Raw genomic sequence first — 17,903 nt, forward strand, 5'->3', positions numbered from 1 at the left:
GTTAATGACTGAAGAAGGCGCGCTGAATAGCCAGCTCAACGCCGCGTACTTCCGCCAGACCTTTGAGTCGACCAATAGCGGAATAGCCCGGGTTGGTTTTCTTTTTCAGGTCATCAAGCATCTGATGCCCATGATCCGGTCGCATTGGGATAAGGGAGATGTTCCCTTCAGCTTTACGACGTTGCTCTTCTTCTACAATCGCTTTCACAACGCTGTACATATCGACATCACCGGACAGATGTGCTGCTTCGTGGAAGGTTTTGGGATTATCTTCGCGCTGTGTGGAACGCAGGTGCGTAAAGTAAATACGCGGGCCAAACTGCTTAATCATATCAACCAGATCGTTGTCTGCGCGTACGCCATAAGACCCCGTACACATCGTAAAGCCGTTCGCCTTACTGTTTACGGTATCTACCATCCATTGCATATCTTCAATGGTGGAGACAATGCGAGGCAGACCAAGAATGGGGCGCGGAGGATCATCCGGGTGGACGGCCATGCGGACACCGATCTCTTCCGCAACCGGGATAATGGCATGCAGAAAGTAGGCAAAGTGTTTGCGCAGGGTCGCTTTATCGATATCTTTATAGGTCGCAAGATGACGACGGAATTGGTCCAGCGTATATCCTTCCTCTGCTCCAGGCAGACCTGCAATAATATTCCGGGTTAACCGTGCTTTGTCTTCTTCGCTCATATCCGTAAAACGCTGGCGAGCCTGCGTGACTTCCTCGGCGCTGTAATCAGCTTCAGCGCCCGGACGATTGAGGATATAGAGTTCAAAGGCCGCGAATTCTATTTGGTCAAAACGCAGTGCTTTTGATCCATCCGGTAATACATATTCCAGGTCGGTACGGGTCCAGTCCAGAACTGGCATGAAGTTGTAACATACGGTATAGACGCCGCATTGGGCGAGATTACGCAGCGTCTGCTGGTAATTGTTGATCCACAGATCGTACTGGCCTGTGTGGGTCTTGATGTCTTCATGGATAGGCACACTCTCCACTACGGACCAGATCAGACCCGCTTTCTCTACCATTTCCTTGCGCTTAAGAATTTCATCCGTAGACCAGACTTCGCCGTTTGGAATATGGTGTAGTGCAGTCACAACACCGGTTGCTCCGGCCTGACGAACATCGGACAACGACACAGGATCATTCGGGCCATACCAACGCCAGGTTTGTTCCATTGTTTTATCTCCAGGAAAAATTAATGAAAGGTCGCATTGATCTTCAGATAGCGCTCAGGGTATTGAGCGAGTTCTTTAACGGCGGCAGGAACATCATCAATACTCACCACTTTGCTGACGACATCCGCAGGATTGATGTTCAGCGTGGCCAACATCTGTAACGCTTCTTCAAATTCGCCTGCGCTGGTACGGGATCCACACAAATCCAGCTCTTTGAACGTGATTAGGTTTGTTGGTAACGATGTCTCTTGCTTTGGCCAGCCAGTGAACGCAATACGGCCTGCAAAAGAGGCAAGATCCAACGTTTCGCGAATAGCGCTGTTGGCACCAGACGCCTCGACAACGACCTGTGCCATCGTTCCCTGTGTAATATCTCTTATTGCTTCAACAACCTGCGATTTTGATGGATTGATGGTGTATGGGACGCCCAGCGATTTGGCGTACTGGAGTCGTTCTTCAACGATATCGATCAGAATTGGCGTCGCGTTATAGCGTAATGCGCTAAGTGCCGCCATCAGACCAATAGCACCCGCCCCAATAATGGCGACGTGCTCCCCGTCTTTTAGTTTTGCCCGATGCAAAGCATGCAATGCGATGGTTAGTGGTTCAGCCAGCGGAGCCATCTCTGGGGCGACCCCATCAGGGATTTTGTGAATTAAATGCGCGGGATGAGTAACGACCTCCTGCATTGCGCCATCAATATGCACGCCAATCACTTTTAGATTTTCGCAGCAATTTGTTCTACCTACGGAACAGGGGTAACAATGGCCACAATAAATATAAGGGTCAACAATAACGTGATCCCCTTCTTTAATATTTTTTGGCATGCCATTGCCTTCCTTAATAACAATACCAGTAACTTCATGTCCAATAATACGTGGATAAGTTACCAATGGATTTGTTCCGCGGAATGCACCAATATCTGAACCGCATATTCCTGCAGCATCAACTTTAATCAGTACTTCATTTTCTTTTTTGTCAGGATAATCAACCCAACGGGTTTCAATTTCACCAGGCTTATTGATGTAAACAGCTTTGACTTTCATTAGATTTTAATCCTTTGTTTTTGACAAATACGAATACCAGGCAGCTGGCAATGATTGCGATAGCGCCAGCCAGATAGAATGCGTAATCATATTTACCGCTGAACTGAACGATGAATCCGGTAACCAGAGGACCTATAATTCCAGAGATATTTGCCAGCCCATGCATGGCTCCTCCTACGCTACCCACTTTATCTTTATGAACAACGTCCTGAATAACAGCCCAATAAATTGGCCCGGTCAGATAAAGCAGAAACAGTGAAACTGACATCAGTGATACAGCGCTACCGATGGTGGTGACCGTACCGGAAACCGCAACACATATTGCCGCCCCCGCCAGGCACAAGCCGAGAATGAGGCGACGAGAGAGAAGCGCATTTCCCGTGACCCGATAGATAAAGTCAGAGCAAACTCCGCCTAAAACCATCCCGATTGCGCCAATGACCCATGGGATCACTGTTGCAATACTAATTTCTTTAATATCAAGATGTAATGAGTGGTTAAGATAGCTTGGGAACCAGGTCAGAAAGAAAAAGAGGATATAGTTATAGCTGAAGAATGCCAGCGTAGTTGCCCAAACCATCGGCTGCTTCATGTAGTAGCCAAGAGAAGGCATTGCTTTGCCGTCATCCGCTAAAATAATGTCGTCATGGTTTTCAAAATCGATACGCTCCTCAGGCGCGAGGTGCTTACTCTTCGAGGGCTTATCACTGGCCGTGAAGTACCAGAGTATTACCCAGACTAAACCAAACAGGAAGATAATACCGAATGCCGGACGCCAACCTAATGAAAGTGCAAGCAGGCCCACTACCGGACCGGATATTGCGCCACCTAATGGTGAACCTGCGCTAAAAATACCAATAGCGGTGGCAGATTCTTTACGCGAAATCCAGTTGTTGATGATTTTATTTCCTGCCGCACTCACCGGTCCTTCGGCCATGCCGAATAATACGCGTACGGCAAGCATTGTCCATAAGCCGGTAACAAGACTGGTCATTCCACAAAATATCGACCAAAGTAATGCGGCGACAAGAAATACAGTCTTGGGGCCAAACCTATCACTGGCCCATCCACCGATAAAATTAAACAGTGCATAACCAACAAAGAATGCGCTGAATATCATACCCATTTCAGCAGCATTAAATCCTAATTCCTTTTCAATGAGTGGAGCGGTGATCGACAATGCTGAACGATCCATATAGTTAAGCATGTAAACTATAAAAAGAAGAAAAACGATAAGCCATCCCATTGTTTTTCTTTTCATGAAATATCCCCTTATTGTGGTCTAGCGGCCTGACCACAATATTTAAAACCTATTTTAAGATCACCACCATTTTGGTGATAATGTGATCAGCATATCGAAAAAATGCCCCTTTAAATAATGATCCTCAAATCAGACAGAGCCTAATCATATGAATTTAAATAATTTATTAGTGATTGTATGAATCTGAGATAAAAAACGTGGCGACAATAAACAGCTACTTATTCTGATTTTGGATCAATGATGCGCAGTGCGATCAATGCATGGTTACTGCAAGCCTGTGCGTCAGCGCCACTGCAACGTAGGGTAGCAGCGGCACACCAACCTGCAGTAAATCGGAAAGCGTCTCTGTGATACTTTGTTTATGAAATATTTCATTAACAAATGTGCTACATATCACAAAATAACGTTCCAGCTGAAAAGTCGCTTTGACACACTTTTCCTTCCCTTCTAGAGTGAAACCTACAGATTTTAGATAAGAGACTATCTGTGCTATTAAGATGGTCTCTTATTGCTTTTTTCTAGCTATTGGCGACCTTCTTCCAAATATTATGAAGGGGAGCGCCATGTCCGCATGCTCATTCTCACATCCTGTAAAAATCCGTGGTGTTGATGATATTATTAATTTCATCGATGCCAGGACGCATATTGCCGGCAAAGCCAGTGTTATTTGGTGGTTAGCATTAGGTGGCCTTTTTCTTGATGCGTTTTCAAATTCGGCACTCAGTGCTGGATTAAACCCGATGACACGTAATTTAAATCTCAGTGCAACCGAAGTTGCGCTGTTGACCTCTTTTTCATCCTGGGTCGCTATCTTATTTAATCCGATTGGCGGCTGGATTGCCGATCGGTGGGGTCGGGTTCCTCCGCTGATCATCGCCAAGCTGATGGCCGTGATCGGTGCACTGCTGGTGATGTTCTCTTCTGATTTTGGCACGATAATACTGGGGCGCTTCTTCGTTGGCGTCTCGTATGGAATGGATTTTGCCGTCGCCATGGCGATGCTGGCCGAGTTCACCCCCGCGAAACTCAAGAGCCGATTAAATACCTGGCAAGGAGTCTGGTATGTCGCCGTGTGTTTAAATCTGGCACTGGCCTTAATGTTTTATTCATGGAATGTCGGTGATGCTATCTGGCGTTATTCTATTGCCGTAACCGCATTGTGTGGATTAATTATCCTGTTTTTCCAGTTCCGCTATTTGGTTGAAAGTCCGGTATGGTTAGCAAGAAAATCACGCCTTTCTGAAGCAACGGTAGCTATGAATAAAATATACGGCGATCAATTTATTCTGGCGCCAAAGGCAGAACAAAAACCTGTTATTGGGCAGGCGCAGAAGGGTGTTAAAAATGTTCTGCTGATTTTTCGTGGTGTTTATTTACCCCGTACGATTCTGGCCTCTACGGTACAAGTGTGTCAGTCGATACAATATTTTGGTGTCGGTTGGTATTTACCCGTGATCAGCGCGGCGATGTTTGGTAAAAACTTTGTCTACGCAACCTTATGTTCACTATTTTTTAACGTATTCGGGATTGTCGGGGGATTTCTGTCACCCGTGATTGGCCGTCGTCTTGGTTTGCGTCGGGCCTCTGCAATGGGTTTCGCCGTCGCGTTCCTCGTCCTGCTCACGCTGGGGCTATTCAGTGACAGCATGCCGCTGTGGGCCTCTTTATTGGTACCCGCGTTATTTATCCTTTGCCACTCGGGCGGTCCCGGCGCGAACGGGAAGAGCCTGTCATCGCTGTCGTTTCGTAGCGAATTACGCGCTGGCGCAAACGGTGTGGTCGGGGCTCTGGGGGCCATTGGCGCGGCGCTGGGGCTGTTTATCTTCCCCGTATTCCGCGAGCTGTATGGCCTGCAAACGACGTTCTTAATCATGTCGGTCGTCCCTCTTTTTGCCAGTGTTGTCTGCTTTGTCATCCAGTGGGACCCAACGCGTACCGCTATTCAACCTGATAACGAGCCGGGCGCGCCGCAATTTGAATCGCGCACCTCTCCCTATCCTGAGTCAATGGCACCGGAGTCCAGCAGGAGTTCTAAATGACAGAATATAAAGAGGTAATTTTGGCGATTGATGAGGGAACGTCGGGCACGCGTGCTGCGGTAGTTACTCAGAACAGTCAGGTTCACTGCCTGGAATATCAAACGCTACAGGTGAGTAGCCCACGGCATGGCGTTGTTGAACAAGATGCTGATGAAATTCTGTGCGCGACTGTTGCCGTTTGTCGCAAAGCGATTGCCCGCGCGCAACAGCAGAATATGCGTATCGTTGCGCTGGCGATTGCCACCCAGCGTTCAACGGCGGTGCTCTGGGATGCGCAAACAGGAAAAGCGCTAACCCCTGCGATGGTCTGGCAAGATTCGCGTTTTACGGATGTTCTTGCCGAACTGGCCCCGGAGTGGGATGCGAAACTGATCCCGCAGATTGGCCGCCCGGTGGGGATTCGTTCACCTTATCTGTGGGCAGCGCACCATATTGCGAATACGCCCGCGGTGGCGAAGGCGCATCAGGCGGGAACATTAGTTTTTGGCACTGTCGACAGCTGGCTGCTGTGGCATCTGGCGGAAGAAAAAAAATGCGTCACGACGCCAACGAATGCGACGTCAGCAGGCGCTTATCGTCTCAAAGACCACCAGTACCACGCTGAATGGCTCCAGGCCCTTAATTTCCCAGCCTTACTGCTGCCTGAGCTTCGCGATGATGCCGATAATTTTGGCGCAACGAGTCAAAAAATTCTGGGCATTCACGTCCCTATCCTTGCCTGCGCGGGCGATCAGTTTGCCGGTGCGATTGGGCTCGGTTGTACAGAGCGTGGACACGCTTTCTGTATGCATGGCACCGGCAGTTTCGTCGATCTGATGGTGGGGCCGCAGGTTCCGGCGCTGAACCCTGTCTGTGAAAGTACGCTCACAATGACCGCGCGCCGGCAGAAGGGTCTTTCGCATTACTCCGTCGAAACCTTTGTGCCAACCACCGGTTCGGCGCTGAACTGGGTGTGCGACAAGCTGCACTGGTTTGACTCGCCGGAACAGATCAGCGAACTGGCGTCGCAGGTGACAGACTCCGGCGGCGTCAGTTTCATTCCGGCGTTAACCGGGCTGCGGGTGCCGCATCTCCAGCCGCAGGCGCGCGCATCGCTTAACGGTATCTCAATTTCAACGACACGTTCGCAGGTGGCGTACGCCGTCCTGGAAGGCATCGCGCATTCGGTGGCGGCCTGTATGCGGGCCAATGAAGCGGCGACCGGGATAGCGGTAAAAGAGCTGGTGGTCGGGGGAGGGCTCTCCAACAGCGACACATTGCTGCAAATTCAGGCCGACCTGAGCGGGGTTCCTGTTCGCCGGATGGCGGAAACCGCCAGGGCCAGTCTTCGCGGCGCTGCTTTTTTGGCGGGCTCTGCGGGTCTGCTATGGGATTCGCTGTCCGATGCCTGCGCCACGCTGAAAACGGCGCAACTGTTTGAACCCCGCATTGACGATCGCTGCCGCGAACAGAAGCTCGCCCACTGGGAGTCCCGCATTGCGCTCGAAATGGAGACGGCTTCCCGTCACACCTCTGCTACTCAGGAGTCCACCCGCTCATGAAGTTTTTCCCCTCGCGAAAGCCAAATAAATCCCGCAGTGAAATGTACGGCGCACAACCGCTGCGTCTTCACCGCGCTGAACAACTGAGCATGCTGGAGAGCGACACCTTCGACATTCTGATTGTTGGCGGTGGCGTGACCGGTGCTTACGCCGCGCTCGATGCCAGTTTGCGCGGCTATCGGGTGGCGTTGGTCGAAAAGAGCGACTTTGCCTCCGGTACGTCGTCGAAGTCATCAAAAATGGTCCACGGCGGGTTGCGTTACATCGAACAAGGGAACCTGGGGTTGGTACGCCATTCTCTTCTTGAACGCCAGCGTATGCGCCGGAACGCGCGCCACCTGGTGCAACGGCTTCCATTTTTGTTTCCCGTGCTCGACAAAAACGGCGTCTTTGATAAGCGGCTGTCTTCGGCGTTCGAAAGTCTGCTCTGGACCTACGATCTCGCAGGCGGATGGCGTGAAGGCATCCTGCATCAAAAATTAACGCCAGCGGAGGTGCTTTCGCACTGCCCGACGCTGAAAGAGGAGCAGTTGTCCGGCGGGTTTATGTATTTCGATGCCCGCGTGGACGATGCCAGGCTGACGCTCGCGTTGATCCGTACGGCGGCTTTTCATGGCGCGGTGGTGACTAACCATGCCGAGGTGATCGCCACCACGCGCGACCCGCATGGCAAGGTGAACGGGGCCGTGATACATGCCGATCGCAGGGAGATTCATGTCAAGGCACGGGTGGTCATTATGGCCACCGGCGTCTGGCTGCGCGACTGGAATGGGCTGAAGAAAGGCGAAGCGTCGTCGCTGCATATCCGTCCTGCAAAGGGGGTTCACGTCGCGATTCCGTGGATGAAGATTCGCAACGATTGCACGGTGACGATCCCGGTCGCCGGGCGCAGTCGCCGCGCCACCATCACCCGCTGGGGCAACGTTTCTTATCTGGGAACGACGGATGAAGATTACCAGGGCGATCTCAATGATGTGCACTGCAATCGTTCTGAACTGGACTTTCTGTTAGAGGGGGCAAATTCGGCGCTGAAAACAGATCTTCGCCCCGAGGACGTGGTGGGGAGCATTGCCGGTTGTCGCCCTCTGGTAGGCACGGCTGGCGGGAAGACGGTGGAGATGAAACGTAACCATGAAATTACCGTCTCTCCGGATGGGCTGATCACGATTGTTGGCGGCAAGCTCACGACATCGCGTCATATGGCGGAAGAGACGATTGATGTGGCCAGCAAGATCCTGGGGCGTAAAAAAGCCTGTTCAACGAAAACGGCGTACCTGTTAGGTGCCGCAGGGTACGACTCGCAGGCCATTCTGGCATCCGGCGGGCTTTCGGCACATTTGGGAGAGCGCTATGGCACGGAGGCCCATTTCGTGAGCGACATTATCCAGAGCGATCCCCGTTTGCTCACTCCTATCGTTGAAGGGCTTCCGTATACCGAAGCTGAGGTGGTGTATGCCGTGCGTCACGAGCTTGCCAGCACCGTGGATGATGTGCTGTCGCGCCGAATTCGCGCGCGGTTAATGGCCCGGGATGCGTCGGCCAGCGCCGCCGGGCGTGTCGGTGAAATTCTGCAAAAAGAACTCAAACTGCAACCGGAACAGGTCGCAGAACAGGTCGCCAGCTATCGGGCGGCAATTAAACATGAAAAATCCGAACTGATGGGGACATCTGAATGATCAGCAAAGAAGCGATAAAACGAGGCTATAACCGGGGCAATTACACCGTTGGCGCACATACGCGTCCGGGATGGGCAACCGAAATCGACAGCAGCAACGGCGCAAAAGGGATGCAGATTGATCCCATCGTCATGAGCGAGGCGGTCATTGACCGGCTGCGGGTGATTGCCGATGAGGTGATGACGGCAGAAGCCGATGTTATCACCTGGACCCGCGACTGGTGGGCGGGCTCCATGATTGCGGAAACGCAAGGCGCGCCCGCCACGCCAAAAGGGGCGATTGTTCGCGTCTCGACGGTGGAACAGATTCAGGACGTGATGCGCCTTGCGAGCGAATCTGCCATTCCGGTCACGGTGTCGGCAGGGCGTAGTAATGTCACGGGGGCGGCTCTGCCGTTGCGCGGCGGGATCGTGCTGGATGTGTGCGAACTCAATAAATTGATCGGTTTTGACAAGGAAAGCCAGATTGTTGAGGTCGAAGCGGGCATGTTTGGCGATATTTTCGAGCAAACGATCCAACAAGAGTATGGCATGACCCTTGGACACTGGCCGTCATCCTTCGGGATCAGCACCGTGGGAGGATGGGCAGCCTGTCGCGGCGCAGGCCAGCTTTCCACTCGCTACGGCAAAATCGAAGATATGGTGTTTGGCATGGATGTTGTGCTCGCGGATGGGCGCTTAATCACCGTCGGCGGTTATGCGCGAAGTGCGACGGGGCCGGATTTACAACAGATGTTTATCGGCTCGGAAGGCACGCTGGGCGTGATTGTTCGCCTGCGCTTGAAACTGCACCGCCTGCCCGATTATGGCCGTGCCATTGCCTGGGGTTTCTCCAGTTTTGCCAGTGGGTTAGACGCCTGTCGCGAAATCCTACAGCATGGCGCGAACCCTGCCGCGCTTCGCCTGTACGATAATCTGGAAAGCGGCGTACAGTTTGGCCTGCCTGACACCAATGTCCTGTTAATTGCGGATGAAGGCGAACCGGAAATTGTTGATGCCGTGCTGGCGATCAGCGAGCGCGTTTGCCAGCGTAGCGGGCAAAAACTTGATGGCGATACGTTGTTCGAGCGTTGGCTGGACACCCGGTATCTGACCGGAAAAAGTGCCGAAGGCTTCAAGAAAAGCCCAGGGCTGGTGGCGGATACGCTGGAGATGGTAGGACCCTGGCGCGATCTCAGTATCGTCTATGATGATGTGGTGGCGGCGATTAACGCGGTACCGGGGACGCTGGCCGGTTCTGCGCACCAGTCCCACGCTTATGTCGATGGCGCCTGTCTCTATTTTTCATTACGTGGGGATGTTGCCGTCGAACAGCGTGCTGCCTGGTATCGTGCGGCGTGGGATGCGGCGAATGCCGTATTAATTCAGCACAACACGTCGCTCAGTCATCATCATGGCGTGGGATTGCTGCGCTCACCCTATATGCAGGCATCGTTGGGCGACACGCTCATGGTTCTGGCTGATATTAAGAAGGCGCTCGATCCGCAAAATATCCTTAATCCAGGAAAACTGGGGCTGAGAGCCACACTTTCACCCCATCAGGCAGGTGAGTAATGATCAAAAATCTTGGCGCGCTTCTGGCGCGCCAGCCCGTCATCATGGCGATTTACGGTATTGAGCAGTTGAAAACTGCGCTCTCCAGTACGGCCGAAGTGTGCATTATCGCCAATATTGACCTCATTAAGCTGCAACCTGTCATCGAAGTGCTCTCGAAGGCGGGGAAGTACGTCATCGTGAATATCGACAGTTGCAACGGCTTGTCGCAGGACAAAGGCGGCATTGATTATGTCGCTGAAACCGGCGCGATGGGGCTGCTCTCAACGCGTTTGCAAACGGTGCAGCGGGCGAAGAAATGCGGGCTGGTCACGATGCAAAAAATCTTTGTGACTGACCGTTCTGCATGGTCACGAAGTCTGCATGCGGTTGAGCAAAGCGAACCGGATTATGTGCAACTGATGCCGGCGCAGATGTTGCCGCTCCTGTCACAAACCGATCGCAATGTACTGCCGCCGATTGTGGCCTCCGGGTTTGTCTCTAATCAGGAACATGCCCGAACCGCCTTACAACACGGGGCTGTCGCTGTTTCAAGCAGTGACAGCGCGTTGTGGAATCTGAATATTCAACGTTAGAACAGCGGGAGTCAGGAATGGGGAACACGCATCTACAGGTGATTGCCTGGTATTTTGTCCGTGAATCAATGGGCGATAAGGTTGATGAGGCGCTCAGGGCGCTTGCTGACGCAACACGCCGGGAGCCAGAAAACCTCTCGTATGAGTTTTTCCGCTCGACGGAAGACCGCGATCGCTTTGTCATTCTGGAAACCTACCGCAGCGCCGACGGACTTGAACGTCACCGACAAACGGACCACTTCCAGCGGATTGGCGTTGGGGCCATCACGCCACTTCTGCTGCGTAAAGAGGTGAAAAGTTTTCTCGTCAATGCCGACGATCCGCGAGGTTAAAAAACGCACATTGTGCAAGCAAGGAATACCTGAATGAATAATGTCATTAAGCCTTTTGAATTTGCGACCGTGGCGGAAATCATTGTTGAATGGGCGGGCGCGGAGCGACTCGGAGAGATACTGCAAACGCGTTTGCGTGCCCGCAATGCGCTGTTAGTGACCGATCCCGGCCTGGTGAAAGCGGGGGTTCTCCCACCGGTTCTGTTTAGCCTGCGGGAAGCCGGTTTTCAGGTCACCCTTTATGACCAGGTTCAGGCCGATCCTCAGGAGTGTATTGTCCGCAAGGCGACGCGTGTGGCGCGGGAGCATCACTGCGACATGGTGATTGGCCTGGGCGGCGGCTCCTCCCTGGATGTGGCTAAACTGGCGGCGGTATTAATCCCTTCAGAACAAGAAGTGCAGGACCTGTATGGCATTGGGAAAGTGAGCGGGCAGCGTCTGCCGCTGGTGCAGATCCCGACCACCGCAGGTACCGGTTCTGAGGTCACCAATATTGCGATTCTCACCACCGGTGAAAACAGCAAAATGGGGGTTGTCGACAGACAGCTCTATTGCGATCTGGTACTGCTGGATGCGCAACTGACGCTGGGTTTACCCCGCGTTCATACGGCTGCCGCGGGAATCGATGCCATGGTGCACGCCATTGAGGCGTATACCGGTAAGCACAAGAAAAACCCGATTTCGGATGCGCTTTCCCGTGAGGCGTTACGCTTGATAAGCCGCCATCTGGTCACCGCGTGCCATGACGGACAAAACCGTGAAGCGAGGGAGAGTGTCCTGTTGGGCGCGTTGCTGGCGGGTCAGGCTTTTGCGAACTCGCCCGTTGCCGCCGTGCATGCCTTAGCCTATCCGCTGGGCGGGCGGCATCACATCCCTCACGGCCTCTCGAATGCGCTCATGCTGGTTCCTGTGCTGCGGTTTAATGCTGCGGTGGCGGCGCCGCTCTATGCGGAACTGGCCGCGGTGGTTGGGGTCGGGGGAACCGGTAATGTCGAACAGGATGCGCAGGCGTTTATCGGCGAGATGCAACGGATTATCGTGGCAAGCGGCGCGCCGCAGCGGCTTCGTGATGTCGATATTCAGCAGGGGGATCTGCCTGTGCTGGCGCATGACGCGATGCAGCAAACTCGCTTACTGGTGAATAATCCGCTGAAACTGAGTGAAGATGACGCTCTGCAGCTTTATCAGCAGGCATTCTGAGACGAAAACACGCCCGACGATTCACCTGTCGGGCGGGATGTCACTCTTCCTTCGGCAGACACTGCAAATGACCGTGACGCACGCCGCGCTGGGAGATGACGTCATCGGCAAAATGTTGGACGTCGCCCATGTCGCCTTTCAGGACGGCAATCTCCAGACAGTCGTCGTGATTGATATGTACATGCAAGGTGGCAACAGACAAATCATGGTGGTGGTGCTGGGTTGAGACAATGCGGCTGGCTAAATCGCGCTTCTCGTGCTCATAAACATATGAAAGTACCGCGAAACCCTGGGTGCCGTGCTCTTGCGTCGTCTCCTGCGACAGCGCGCCGCGCAGAATATCGCGGATCGCTTCCGAGCGGTTATTGTAGCCACGGCGCTGACTCAGGCTGTCCAGCGTTTCCAGTAAATCGTCGTCGAGGGTGATGGTGACACGTTGCATCTGAGTTAAACCTTATTATTTCCGGCTGCGGCGCACGGGGAATGCGGGAAGTACCGCATTTTGTAGCACACGTCCGGCATCCGTGGAAAACGTTAATGCGTCGCCCACATCCTGCGTTTCAACAATTTTGCCGTCTTCCATCACCATCACACGATGGCAAAAGCGCTCTACCAGACGTAAGTCGTGCGTGATAAACAGACAGGCAGTGCCGAACTGCTGCTGCAATTTTTTGAGCAAGCGGATCACGCCCGCCTGCAATACCAGGTCGAGGTTAGAAACCGCCTCATCAAGAATCAGCAGTTTGGGTTCAACCGTCAGCGCCCGCGCCAGGCAAACACGCTGGAGCTGTCCGCCGCTGAGCTGCGGTGGTCGCTTGTCGAGTACGCTGTCGTCCAGATCCACCGCGTTGAGCATTTCACTGGCGCGGGCCATTTGCTCAGACTTGCTCAGCGACAGCAGATGACGCATCGGTTCGCGCAGGATCTCACGGACGGTTTTGCGTGGATTTACCGCGCTGATGGAGTCCTGAAACACCATCTGAATATCACGGCGAAACGCTTTTTGCGCCGCGCGGTTAAGCTGGGATAACGGTTTTCCCTGCCAGCACACCTCACCCTGCGTCGGGGATTCTAAACCGACCAGCAGACGCGCGAGGGTACTTTTGCCACAGCCGCTGCGGCCAAGCAATGCCACGGTTTCGCCCTTTTTCAGGTGCAATGACACCTCTTTCAACACCGCCTGATGCTGATGTTTGCCGCTCAGGTTTGAGTGCGCATACTGGTGCGAAAGGTCAGAGACGGTGAGTAATGTCATGATGCCAGCTCCATACCGTACAGGGCGAGATGCGCCGACACCAGATTCCGAGTGATGCTGTGCTTTGGCGCGTTGAACACGGTTTCGACGTCACCCTGTTCCACAATATTCCCGTTGTCCATGACCGCCACATCATCCGCCAGCCGCGCGACGACGCCCATATCATGGGTGACCAGCAGCATACCGGGTGCCCGGCGTTGCATAATGCTCTCCAGCAGGTCGAGAATGCGCGCCTGCGCGACAACGTCCAGGTCGGTGGTCGGTTCGTCGGCGACAATAAACGGCGCGTCGCACAGCACCGCCATCGCGATCATCATGCGTTGTAACATCCCGCCGCTCATCTCGAACGGATACAGCTTCAGGACGCGTTCCGCGTTCTCCAGCCCCACGGCCTCCAGCGTCTGGATAAGCGTGGCGTCGTCAGCGGGTTTACCTAATGCCAGACCGGTTTCCCGCGCGTGGGCCGCCATGGTGTGCAGTGGATTAAACGCGCTGCGCGGGTTCTGCATAATGGTGGCGATTTTGACGCCGCGCAGGTCGCAGGGGGAAATGTGTTTACCATCCGCCAACAGGGTTCCTGCCGTTTGACGTACGCCCGGAGGCAGAATGCCCAGCGCCGCCGCGCAGGTCAGCGATTTTCCGCTGCCGCTGCCGCCTACCAGCGCCAGTACCCGCCCGCGTTTGAGCGACAGTGAAACGCCATGCACCAGCGGTCTGTCCGCTGCCAGGGTAATATTTTGTAATTCAATCTGTTGCGGCATCAGTGAGCATGCTCCGTGTCCAGATGGGGATCGAGATGATCGCGCAGTGCGTCACCCACCAGGTTAAAGGCCATCACGCTGATAAACAGCGCCAGACCCGGCCAGAACATTTGTAATGGCTGAGTCCAGATATACTGGCGGGCATCGTTAATCATCACGCCCCATTCCGGGGTTGGCGCGGTGACGCCGAGGCCGAGGAATGACATCCCGGCAACGTGCAGCATCATGTGGCCAATATCCAGCGTCGCCAGCACCAGCAAAGAGGGGATCACCGCCCCGGCCAGATGGTCGACAAACACCCGCACATGACCGGCACCGGAAAGGCGCGATGCGAGCACAAATTCGCGCTGGCGCAGAGAGATGACCAGACTGCGCACCATGCGGGCGTACCATGCCCAGTGTGAGAGCGCGATGGCAATGATGACGTTGGTCAGTCCCGTCCCCAACACGCCCACCATAAAAAAGGAGAGGATCGAGGTAGGGAAGGTCATAAACATATCCGCGATGCGCATGGTGATTTGATCGACACGGCCACCGATCAACCCGGCGCTGCCGCCAACGGCAAGCCCCAGCGCCAGCACCAACAGCAGGCAGGCCATCACCGAACCCAGCGATACCCGCGTTGCTGCCAGCAGACGAGAAAAAATATCACGACCCAGATGATCGGTGCCCAGCCAATGCTGGCTATCCGGGGAGAGCAGACGCGACGATAAATTAATGGCCTGCGGATCGTACGGCAGCCACCACTGGCTGGTGATCGCAATGATCGCCAGCAGGGCGATAATGATCATTGCCAGGCGCACCGACCAGCGCGAAGAGAGGAAAAAGTTCACGAATGCGCTCCTTCATGGCGGCGAATGCGCGGGTCCAGCGCGGCGTTCAGTAAATCCACGATCAGATTACAGACCACAAAAACCACCACCATCATCAGCGTAAAGCACTGAATAACAGGGTAGTCCCGGTTAAAAATCGCCGAAACTGCATAGCGTCCGACGCCAGGCCAGGCAAAGATGTTTTCGATAATCATGGTGCCGCCAATCAGCTCGCCAATGTGCATGCCCACCGCCGTAATCATCGGCAGCGACGCGTTACGCAAAATATGACGGCGTTCCGTTTGCTTCTCATTCAGGCCACGCAGACGCGCCCAGGTGACGTGCCGTTGTCCGGCAACTTCCAGCATGCTGGCGCGCAGCAGACGGGCGTTGATCGCCAGCGACATAAAGGCTATCGACACGGCGGGCAAAACGATGTGCTGCCAGCCGCCGTAACCCATCGCGGGTAGCCATTGCAAATAGACGGAGAAGAACATCACCAGCAGAAAGGCGAGCCAGAAGTTAGGCATCGACACGCCGAGAAAGGCGATGAAACGCACGGCAAAATCCGGCAGACGGTCGCGGTGACGCGCCGCCCAGATACCGAGCGGTACGGAGGTGAGCAGGATCAGCACCAGCGCCGCGCCCGCCAGTTGCAGTGTGGCGGGCAGGAAGTTGAGTACGTCATCCAGCACCGGACGCTGAGTGGCGAACGAGATGCCGAAATCCAGATGCAGCGCTTTCCACAGCCAGGTTCCGTACTGGACGGCCAGTGGCTGATCCAGTCCCAGCATGACCCGCGTAGAGGCAACCATTTCCGGCGTCGGCGGCAGGTTAGAGAGACGCAAATAGTCGAGCGCCGGGTCGCCAGTCCCCAGGCGCAGCATCAGAAAGATAATCACCGAGGCGGCGAAAACCATTGGGATAAGCAGCAAAATACGCCGCAAAACATAACGTAACATCAGGGTTTCACCGCGCTTATCTGTTCAAATGGGATTTCAGTGGCGATAGGGGCATAAGGGATGGTTCCCAGTGCCGGTTTCGCGACCACCATCATGGAGATGTAGCTGATCGGCAGATAGACCGCGTCGTTGTGCAGGCGGGTCAGAATGTCGCGGTACAACGCCTGGCGCTTGTTCTCGTCAGTGGTGGAAAGCACCTCGCCAATCTCTTTATCAATCAGCGGTTTGTCTGCTAGTCCTTGCTGTGCCTGAAAATCAGCATGCGAGGGAACGCGCATTGAACTCATAAAGGCATGCGGATCGTACGGCGCGCCCCAGGTGCGGTTGAAAACCATGCCGAAGCGTCCGTCGCGCTGGCGGGCGTAGATACTGCTCTCTTCTTCGCCGACCAGTGCCACATCGACGCCAACCTGACGCATATCAGCCTGAATGATTTCGGCCATCGATTTGCTCAGCGCATCGGTGCCGATAAACGACAGTTCAATGCGCAGCGGCTGGCCGTTTTTCTCGCGGATCTCTTTCCCTGCGGGCAGAACCCAACCGGCTTTTTCCAGCACGGATTTGGCCTGCTGCGGGTCATATTCGCGTGGTTTCAGACCAATGTCGGCGTAAGGCACAGAGGGCGAAAACAGCGTATTTGCCACCTGTTGTGTGCCGTACAGCGCATTGTCGATGAGGGATTTTTTGTTCACGGCATGATTCAGCGCTTCGCGCACCGCCAGTTCGTTGGTGGGGGCTTTAGCAGAGTTGAGCGCCAGCATCACGGTTTCAATCGGTTGTGAAAGCTGGGTGTGGTAAGCCGGTGTCTGGCTAAACCGGGCGAACGTGTCGAGGGGCAGCAATCCTTCGTTACCGTAAAGCAGATCGATATCACCGGTTTCAAAGGCCACGGCGCGGGTGGTCGGGTCCGGAATCACCTTGACGGTGATCTGGCGAATCTGTGGTTTTTCTCCCCAGTAATGGTCGTTACGTACCAGCACGTCGTACTGATTGAGCTTCGATTCTTTCAGTACCCACGGACCGGTGCCGATGGGCGCTTTAATACCGTTCATCGTTTCGTTGTTTTTAAATTGCGATGGGGCGATAAAGCGGAAAGGACGCGGCAGGGCAAGCTCCTGCAAGAAGGGGTAGTACGCGCTTTTCAGCGTGATTTGCAGTTCGGTTTTGCTCAACGCCTGGACGTCGGTTATCTGATTGGTCAACTCCAGCCAGCTGTGGCGTTGGCGGTTATCTAACACCGCGCGGAAATTCTCCGCTGCGGCGTGCGCATCGAAGACTTCGCCATTCGAGAATGTGACGTCATCGCGCAGGGTAAACACCCAGGTTTTGCCGTCTGCCGAGAGGGTCCAGCTTTTTGCCAGCCACGGTTTCACGGAACCGTCTGCCTGATATTTCACCAACGGTTCATACACCATGCTCTGGGCGAACATTTGATTAGGCGTGTAAAGGTGTGGGTTGAGTGGCCCCACATTTACCGGCCATGCGGTGGTTATCTCGTCAGGTGCGGCAGCATGTGCGAGGAATGACGCACAGGCCAGCAGCGCAAATACAGTGCGGCGTAATCTGGTCAAAATGGTGGTCCCGGATGATGAATAGAAGTACGACTAAATGAGTATGACGATTTTAGTGATTCATCATACTTTTGACGTGTTCTGGATCAATAGATGGGCAACCAGGAGGGGAATGTATACGAAAATCGTATAT

General features: G+C 54.2%; 16 protein-coding genes. 7 read left to right on the forward strand and 9 right to left on the reverse strand.

Annotation, left to right across the window (positions count from 1 at the left end; translation table 11 throughout):
* Position 1 precedes the first annotated feature (1 nt).
* From uxuA to P2W74_RS01030, 3 genes are read right to left on the reverse strand one after another with little or no spacing between them, the layout of a single operon-like run.
* On the reverse strand, positions 2-1,186 hold the full coding sequence (uxuA, locus tag P2W74_RS01020) for a mannonate dehydratase (RefSeq protein WP_276293567.1): 1,185 nt from the start codon (positions 1,184-1,186) through the stop codon (positions 2-4).
* Between the two features lie 20 nt (positions 1,187-1,206).
* A complete protein-coding gene (locus P2W74_RS01025; RefSeq protein ID WP_276293568.1) occupies positions 1,207-2,232 on the reverse strand; it encodes an alcohol dehydrogenase catalytic domain-containing protein in 1,026 nt (341 codons plus the stop codon).
* The gene (locus P2W74_RS01030) at positions 2,204-3,493 is read right to left on the reverse strand and encodes an MFS transporter (protein ID WP_276293569.1); all 1,290 of its coding nucleotides are present in this window, start codon (positions 3,491-3,493) and stop codon (positions 2,204-2,206) included. The genes P2W74_RS01025 and P2W74_RS01030 overlap by 29 nt, the downstream gene beginning before the upstream one ends.
* A 740-nt stretch (positions 3,494-4,233) precedes the next feature.
* Here P2W74_RS01030 and P2W74_RS01035 point away from each other — a divergent pair.
* Genes P2W74_RS01035 through P2W74_RS01065 form a run of 7 tightly spaced genes read left to right on the forward strand, consistent with a single transcriptional unit; the run spans position 4,234 to position 12,409 of the window.
* Positions 4,234-5,532 carry an MFS transporter gene (locus tag P2W74_RS01035; RefSeq protein WP_276293570.1) on the forward strand — a complete coding sequence of 433 codons (1,299 nt, stop codon included), beginning with the start codon at positions 4,234-4,236 and terminating at the stop codon, positions 5,530-5,532.
* Positions 5,529-7,073 carry an FGGY family carbohydrate kinase gene (locus P2W74_RS01040; RefSeq protein WP_276293571.1) on the forward strand — a complete coding sequence of 515 codons (1,545 nt, stop codon included), beginning with the start codon at positions 5,529-5,531 and terminating at the stop codon, positions 7,071-7,073. Before P2W74_RS01035 ends, P2W74_RS01040 begins: the two co-directional genes overlap by 4 nt.
* Complete coding sequence (locus P2W74_RS01045) at positions 7,070-8,749, forward strand: glycerol-3-phosphate dehydrogenase/oxidase (protein ID WP_276293572.1); 1,680 nt, start codon at positions 7,070-7,072, stop codon at positions 8,747-8,749. The genes P2W74_RS01040 and P2W74_RS01045 overlap by 4 nt, the downstream gene beginning before the upstream one ends.
* The gene (locus tag P2W74_RS01050) at positions 8,746-10,302 is read left to right on the forward strand and encodes an FAD-binding oxidoreductase (protein ID WP_276293573.1); all 1,557 of its coding nucleotides are present in this window, start codon (positions 8,746-8,748) and stop codon (positions 10,300-10,302) included. The genes P2W74_RS01045 and P2W74_RS01050 overlap by 4 nt, the downstream gene beginning before the upstream one ends.
* A complete protein-coding gene (locus P2W74_RS01055) occupies positions 10,302-10,877 on the forward strand; it encodes a glycerol-3-phosphate responsive antiterminator (protein ID WP_276293574.1) in 576 nt (191 codons plus the stop codon). Before P2W74_RS01050 ends, P2W74_RS01055 begins: the two co-directional genes overlap by 1 nt.
* A 17-nt stretch (positions 10,878-10,894) precedes the next feature.
* On the forward strand, positions 10,895-11,209 hold the full coding sequence (locus P2W74_RS01060) for a putative quinol monooxygenase (RefSeq protein WP_276293575.1): 315 nt from the start codon (positions 10,895-10,897) through the stop codon (positions 11,207-11,209).
* A gap of 33 nt (positions 11,210-11,242) precedes the next feature.
* Positions 11,243-12,409, forward strand: a complete 1,167-nt coding sequence (locus P2W74_RS01065; RefSeq protein ID WP_276293576.1) for an iron-containing alcohol dehydrogenase — start codon at positions 11,243-11,245, stop codon at positions 12,407-12,409.
* A 40-nt stretch (positions 12,410-12,449) separates the two neighbouring features.
* Here P2W74_RS01065 and nikR read toward each other — a convergent pair whose 3' ends face one another.
* Genes nikR through nikA form a run of 6 tightly spaced genes read right to left on the reverse strand, consistent with a single transcriptional unit; the run spans position 12,450 to position 17,773 of the window.
* Complete coding sequence (gene nikR, locus P2W74_RS01070) at positions 12,450-12,851, reverse strand: nickel-responsive transcriptional regulator NikR (protein ID WP_276293577.1); 402 nt, start codon at positions 12,849-12,851, stop codon at positions 12,450-12,452.
* A 15-nt stretch (positions 12,852-12,866) separates the two neighbouring features.
* Positions 12,867-13,664: a nickel import ATP-binding protein NikE gene (gene nikE / locus P2W74_RS01075; protein ID WP_276293578.1), complete on the reverse strand. Its 798-nt coding sequence runs from the start codon at positions 13,662-13,664 to the stop codon at positions 12,867-12,869.
* Positions 13,661-14,425, reverse strand: coding sequence for a nickel import ATP-binding protein NikD (gene nikD, locus P2W74_RS01080; protein WP_276293579.1), 765 nt, complete (start codon positions 14,423-14,425; stop codon positions 13,661-13,663). The genes nikE and nikD overlap by 4 nt, the downstream gene beginning before the upstream one ends.
* Positions 14,425-15,258 (reverse strand): nickel ABC transporter permease subunit NikC, encoded by an 834-nt coding sequence (nikC, locus tag P2W74_RS01085; RefSeq protein ID WP_276293580.1) that lies wholly within the window; start codon positions 15,256-15,258, stop codon positions 14,425-14,427. The genes nikD and nikC overlap by 1 nt, the downstream gene beginning before the upstream one ends.
* Entirely contained in the window at positions 15,255-16,199 is a 945-nt protein-coding gene (gene nikB / locus P2W74_RS01090; protein WP_276293581.1) for a nickel ABC transporter permease subunit NikB, read from the reverse strand. The genes nikC and nikB overlap by 4 nt, the downstream gene beginning before the upstream one ends.
* A complete protein-coding gene (gene nikA, locus P2W74_RS01095) occupies positions 16,199-17,773 on the reverse strand; it encodes a nickel ABC transporter substrate-binding protein (protein ID WP_276295277.1) in 1,575 nt (524 codons plus the stop codon). The genes nikB and nikA overlap by 1 nt, the downstream gene beginning before the upstream one ends.
* Positions 17,774-17,903 lie beyond the last annotated feature (130 nt).

The organism is Citrobacter enshiensis, from assembly GCF_029338175.1.
GTDB lineage: Bacteria > Pseudomonadota > Gammaproteobacteria > Enterobacterales > Enterobacteriaceae > Citrobacter_D > Citrobacter_D enshiensis.

Coding starts and splice junctions, on each gene's coding strand:
- P2W74_RS01040 (WP_276293571.1), top strand. CDS start 5,529: ATGACAGAATATAAAGAGGTAATTTTGGCGATTGATGAGGGAACGTCG.
- P2W74_RS01025 (WP_276293568.1), bottom strand. CDS start 2,232: ATGAAAGTCAAAGCTGTTTACATCAATAAGCCTGGTGAAATTGAAACC.
- nikR (WP_276293577.1), bottom strand. CDS start 12,851: ATGCAACGTGTCACCATCACCCTCGACGACGATTTACTGGAAACGCTG.
- P2W74_RS01045 (WP_276293572.1), top strand. CDS start 7,070: ATGAAGTTTTTCCCCTCGCGAAAGCCAAATAAATCCCGCAGTGAAATG.
- nikD (WP_276293579.1), bottom strand. CDS start 14,425: ATGCCGCAACAGATTGAATTACAAAATATTACCCTGGCAGCGGACAGA.
- P2W74_RS01030 (WP_276293569.1), bottom strand. CDS start 3,493: ATGAAAAGAAAAACAATGGGATGGCTTATCGTTTTTCTTCTTTTTATA.
- P2W74_RS01050 (WP_276293573.1), top strand. CDS start 8,746: ATGATCAGCAAAGAAGCGATAAAACGAGGCTATAACCGGGGCAATTAC.
- nikB (WP_276293581.1), bottom strand. CDS start 16,199: ATGTTACGTTATGTTTTGCGGCGTATTTTGCTGCTTATCCCAATGGTT.
- P2W74_RS01035 (WP_276293570.1), top strand. CDS start 4,234: ATGACACGTAATTTAAATCTCAGTGCAACCGAAGTTGCGCTGTTGACC.
- P2W74_RS01060 (WP_276293575.1), top strand. CDS start 10,895: ATGGGGAACACGCATCTACAGGTGATTGCCTGGTATTTTGTCCGTGAA.
- nikE (WP_276293578.1), bottom strand. CDS start 13,664: ATGACATTACTCACCGTCTCTGACCTTTCGCACCAGTATGCGCACTCA.
- P2W74_RS01055 (WP_276293574.1), top strand. CDS start 10,302: ATGATCAAAAATCTTGGCGCGCTTCTGGCGCGCCAGCCCGTCATCATG.
- uxuA (WP_276293567.1), bottom strand. CDS start 1,186: ATGGAACAAACCTGGCGTTGGTATGGCCCGAATGATCCTGTGTCGTTG.
- P2W74_RS01065 (WP_276293576.1), top strand. CDS start 11,243: ATGAATAATGTCATTAAGCCTTTTGAATTTGCGACCGTGGCGGAAATC.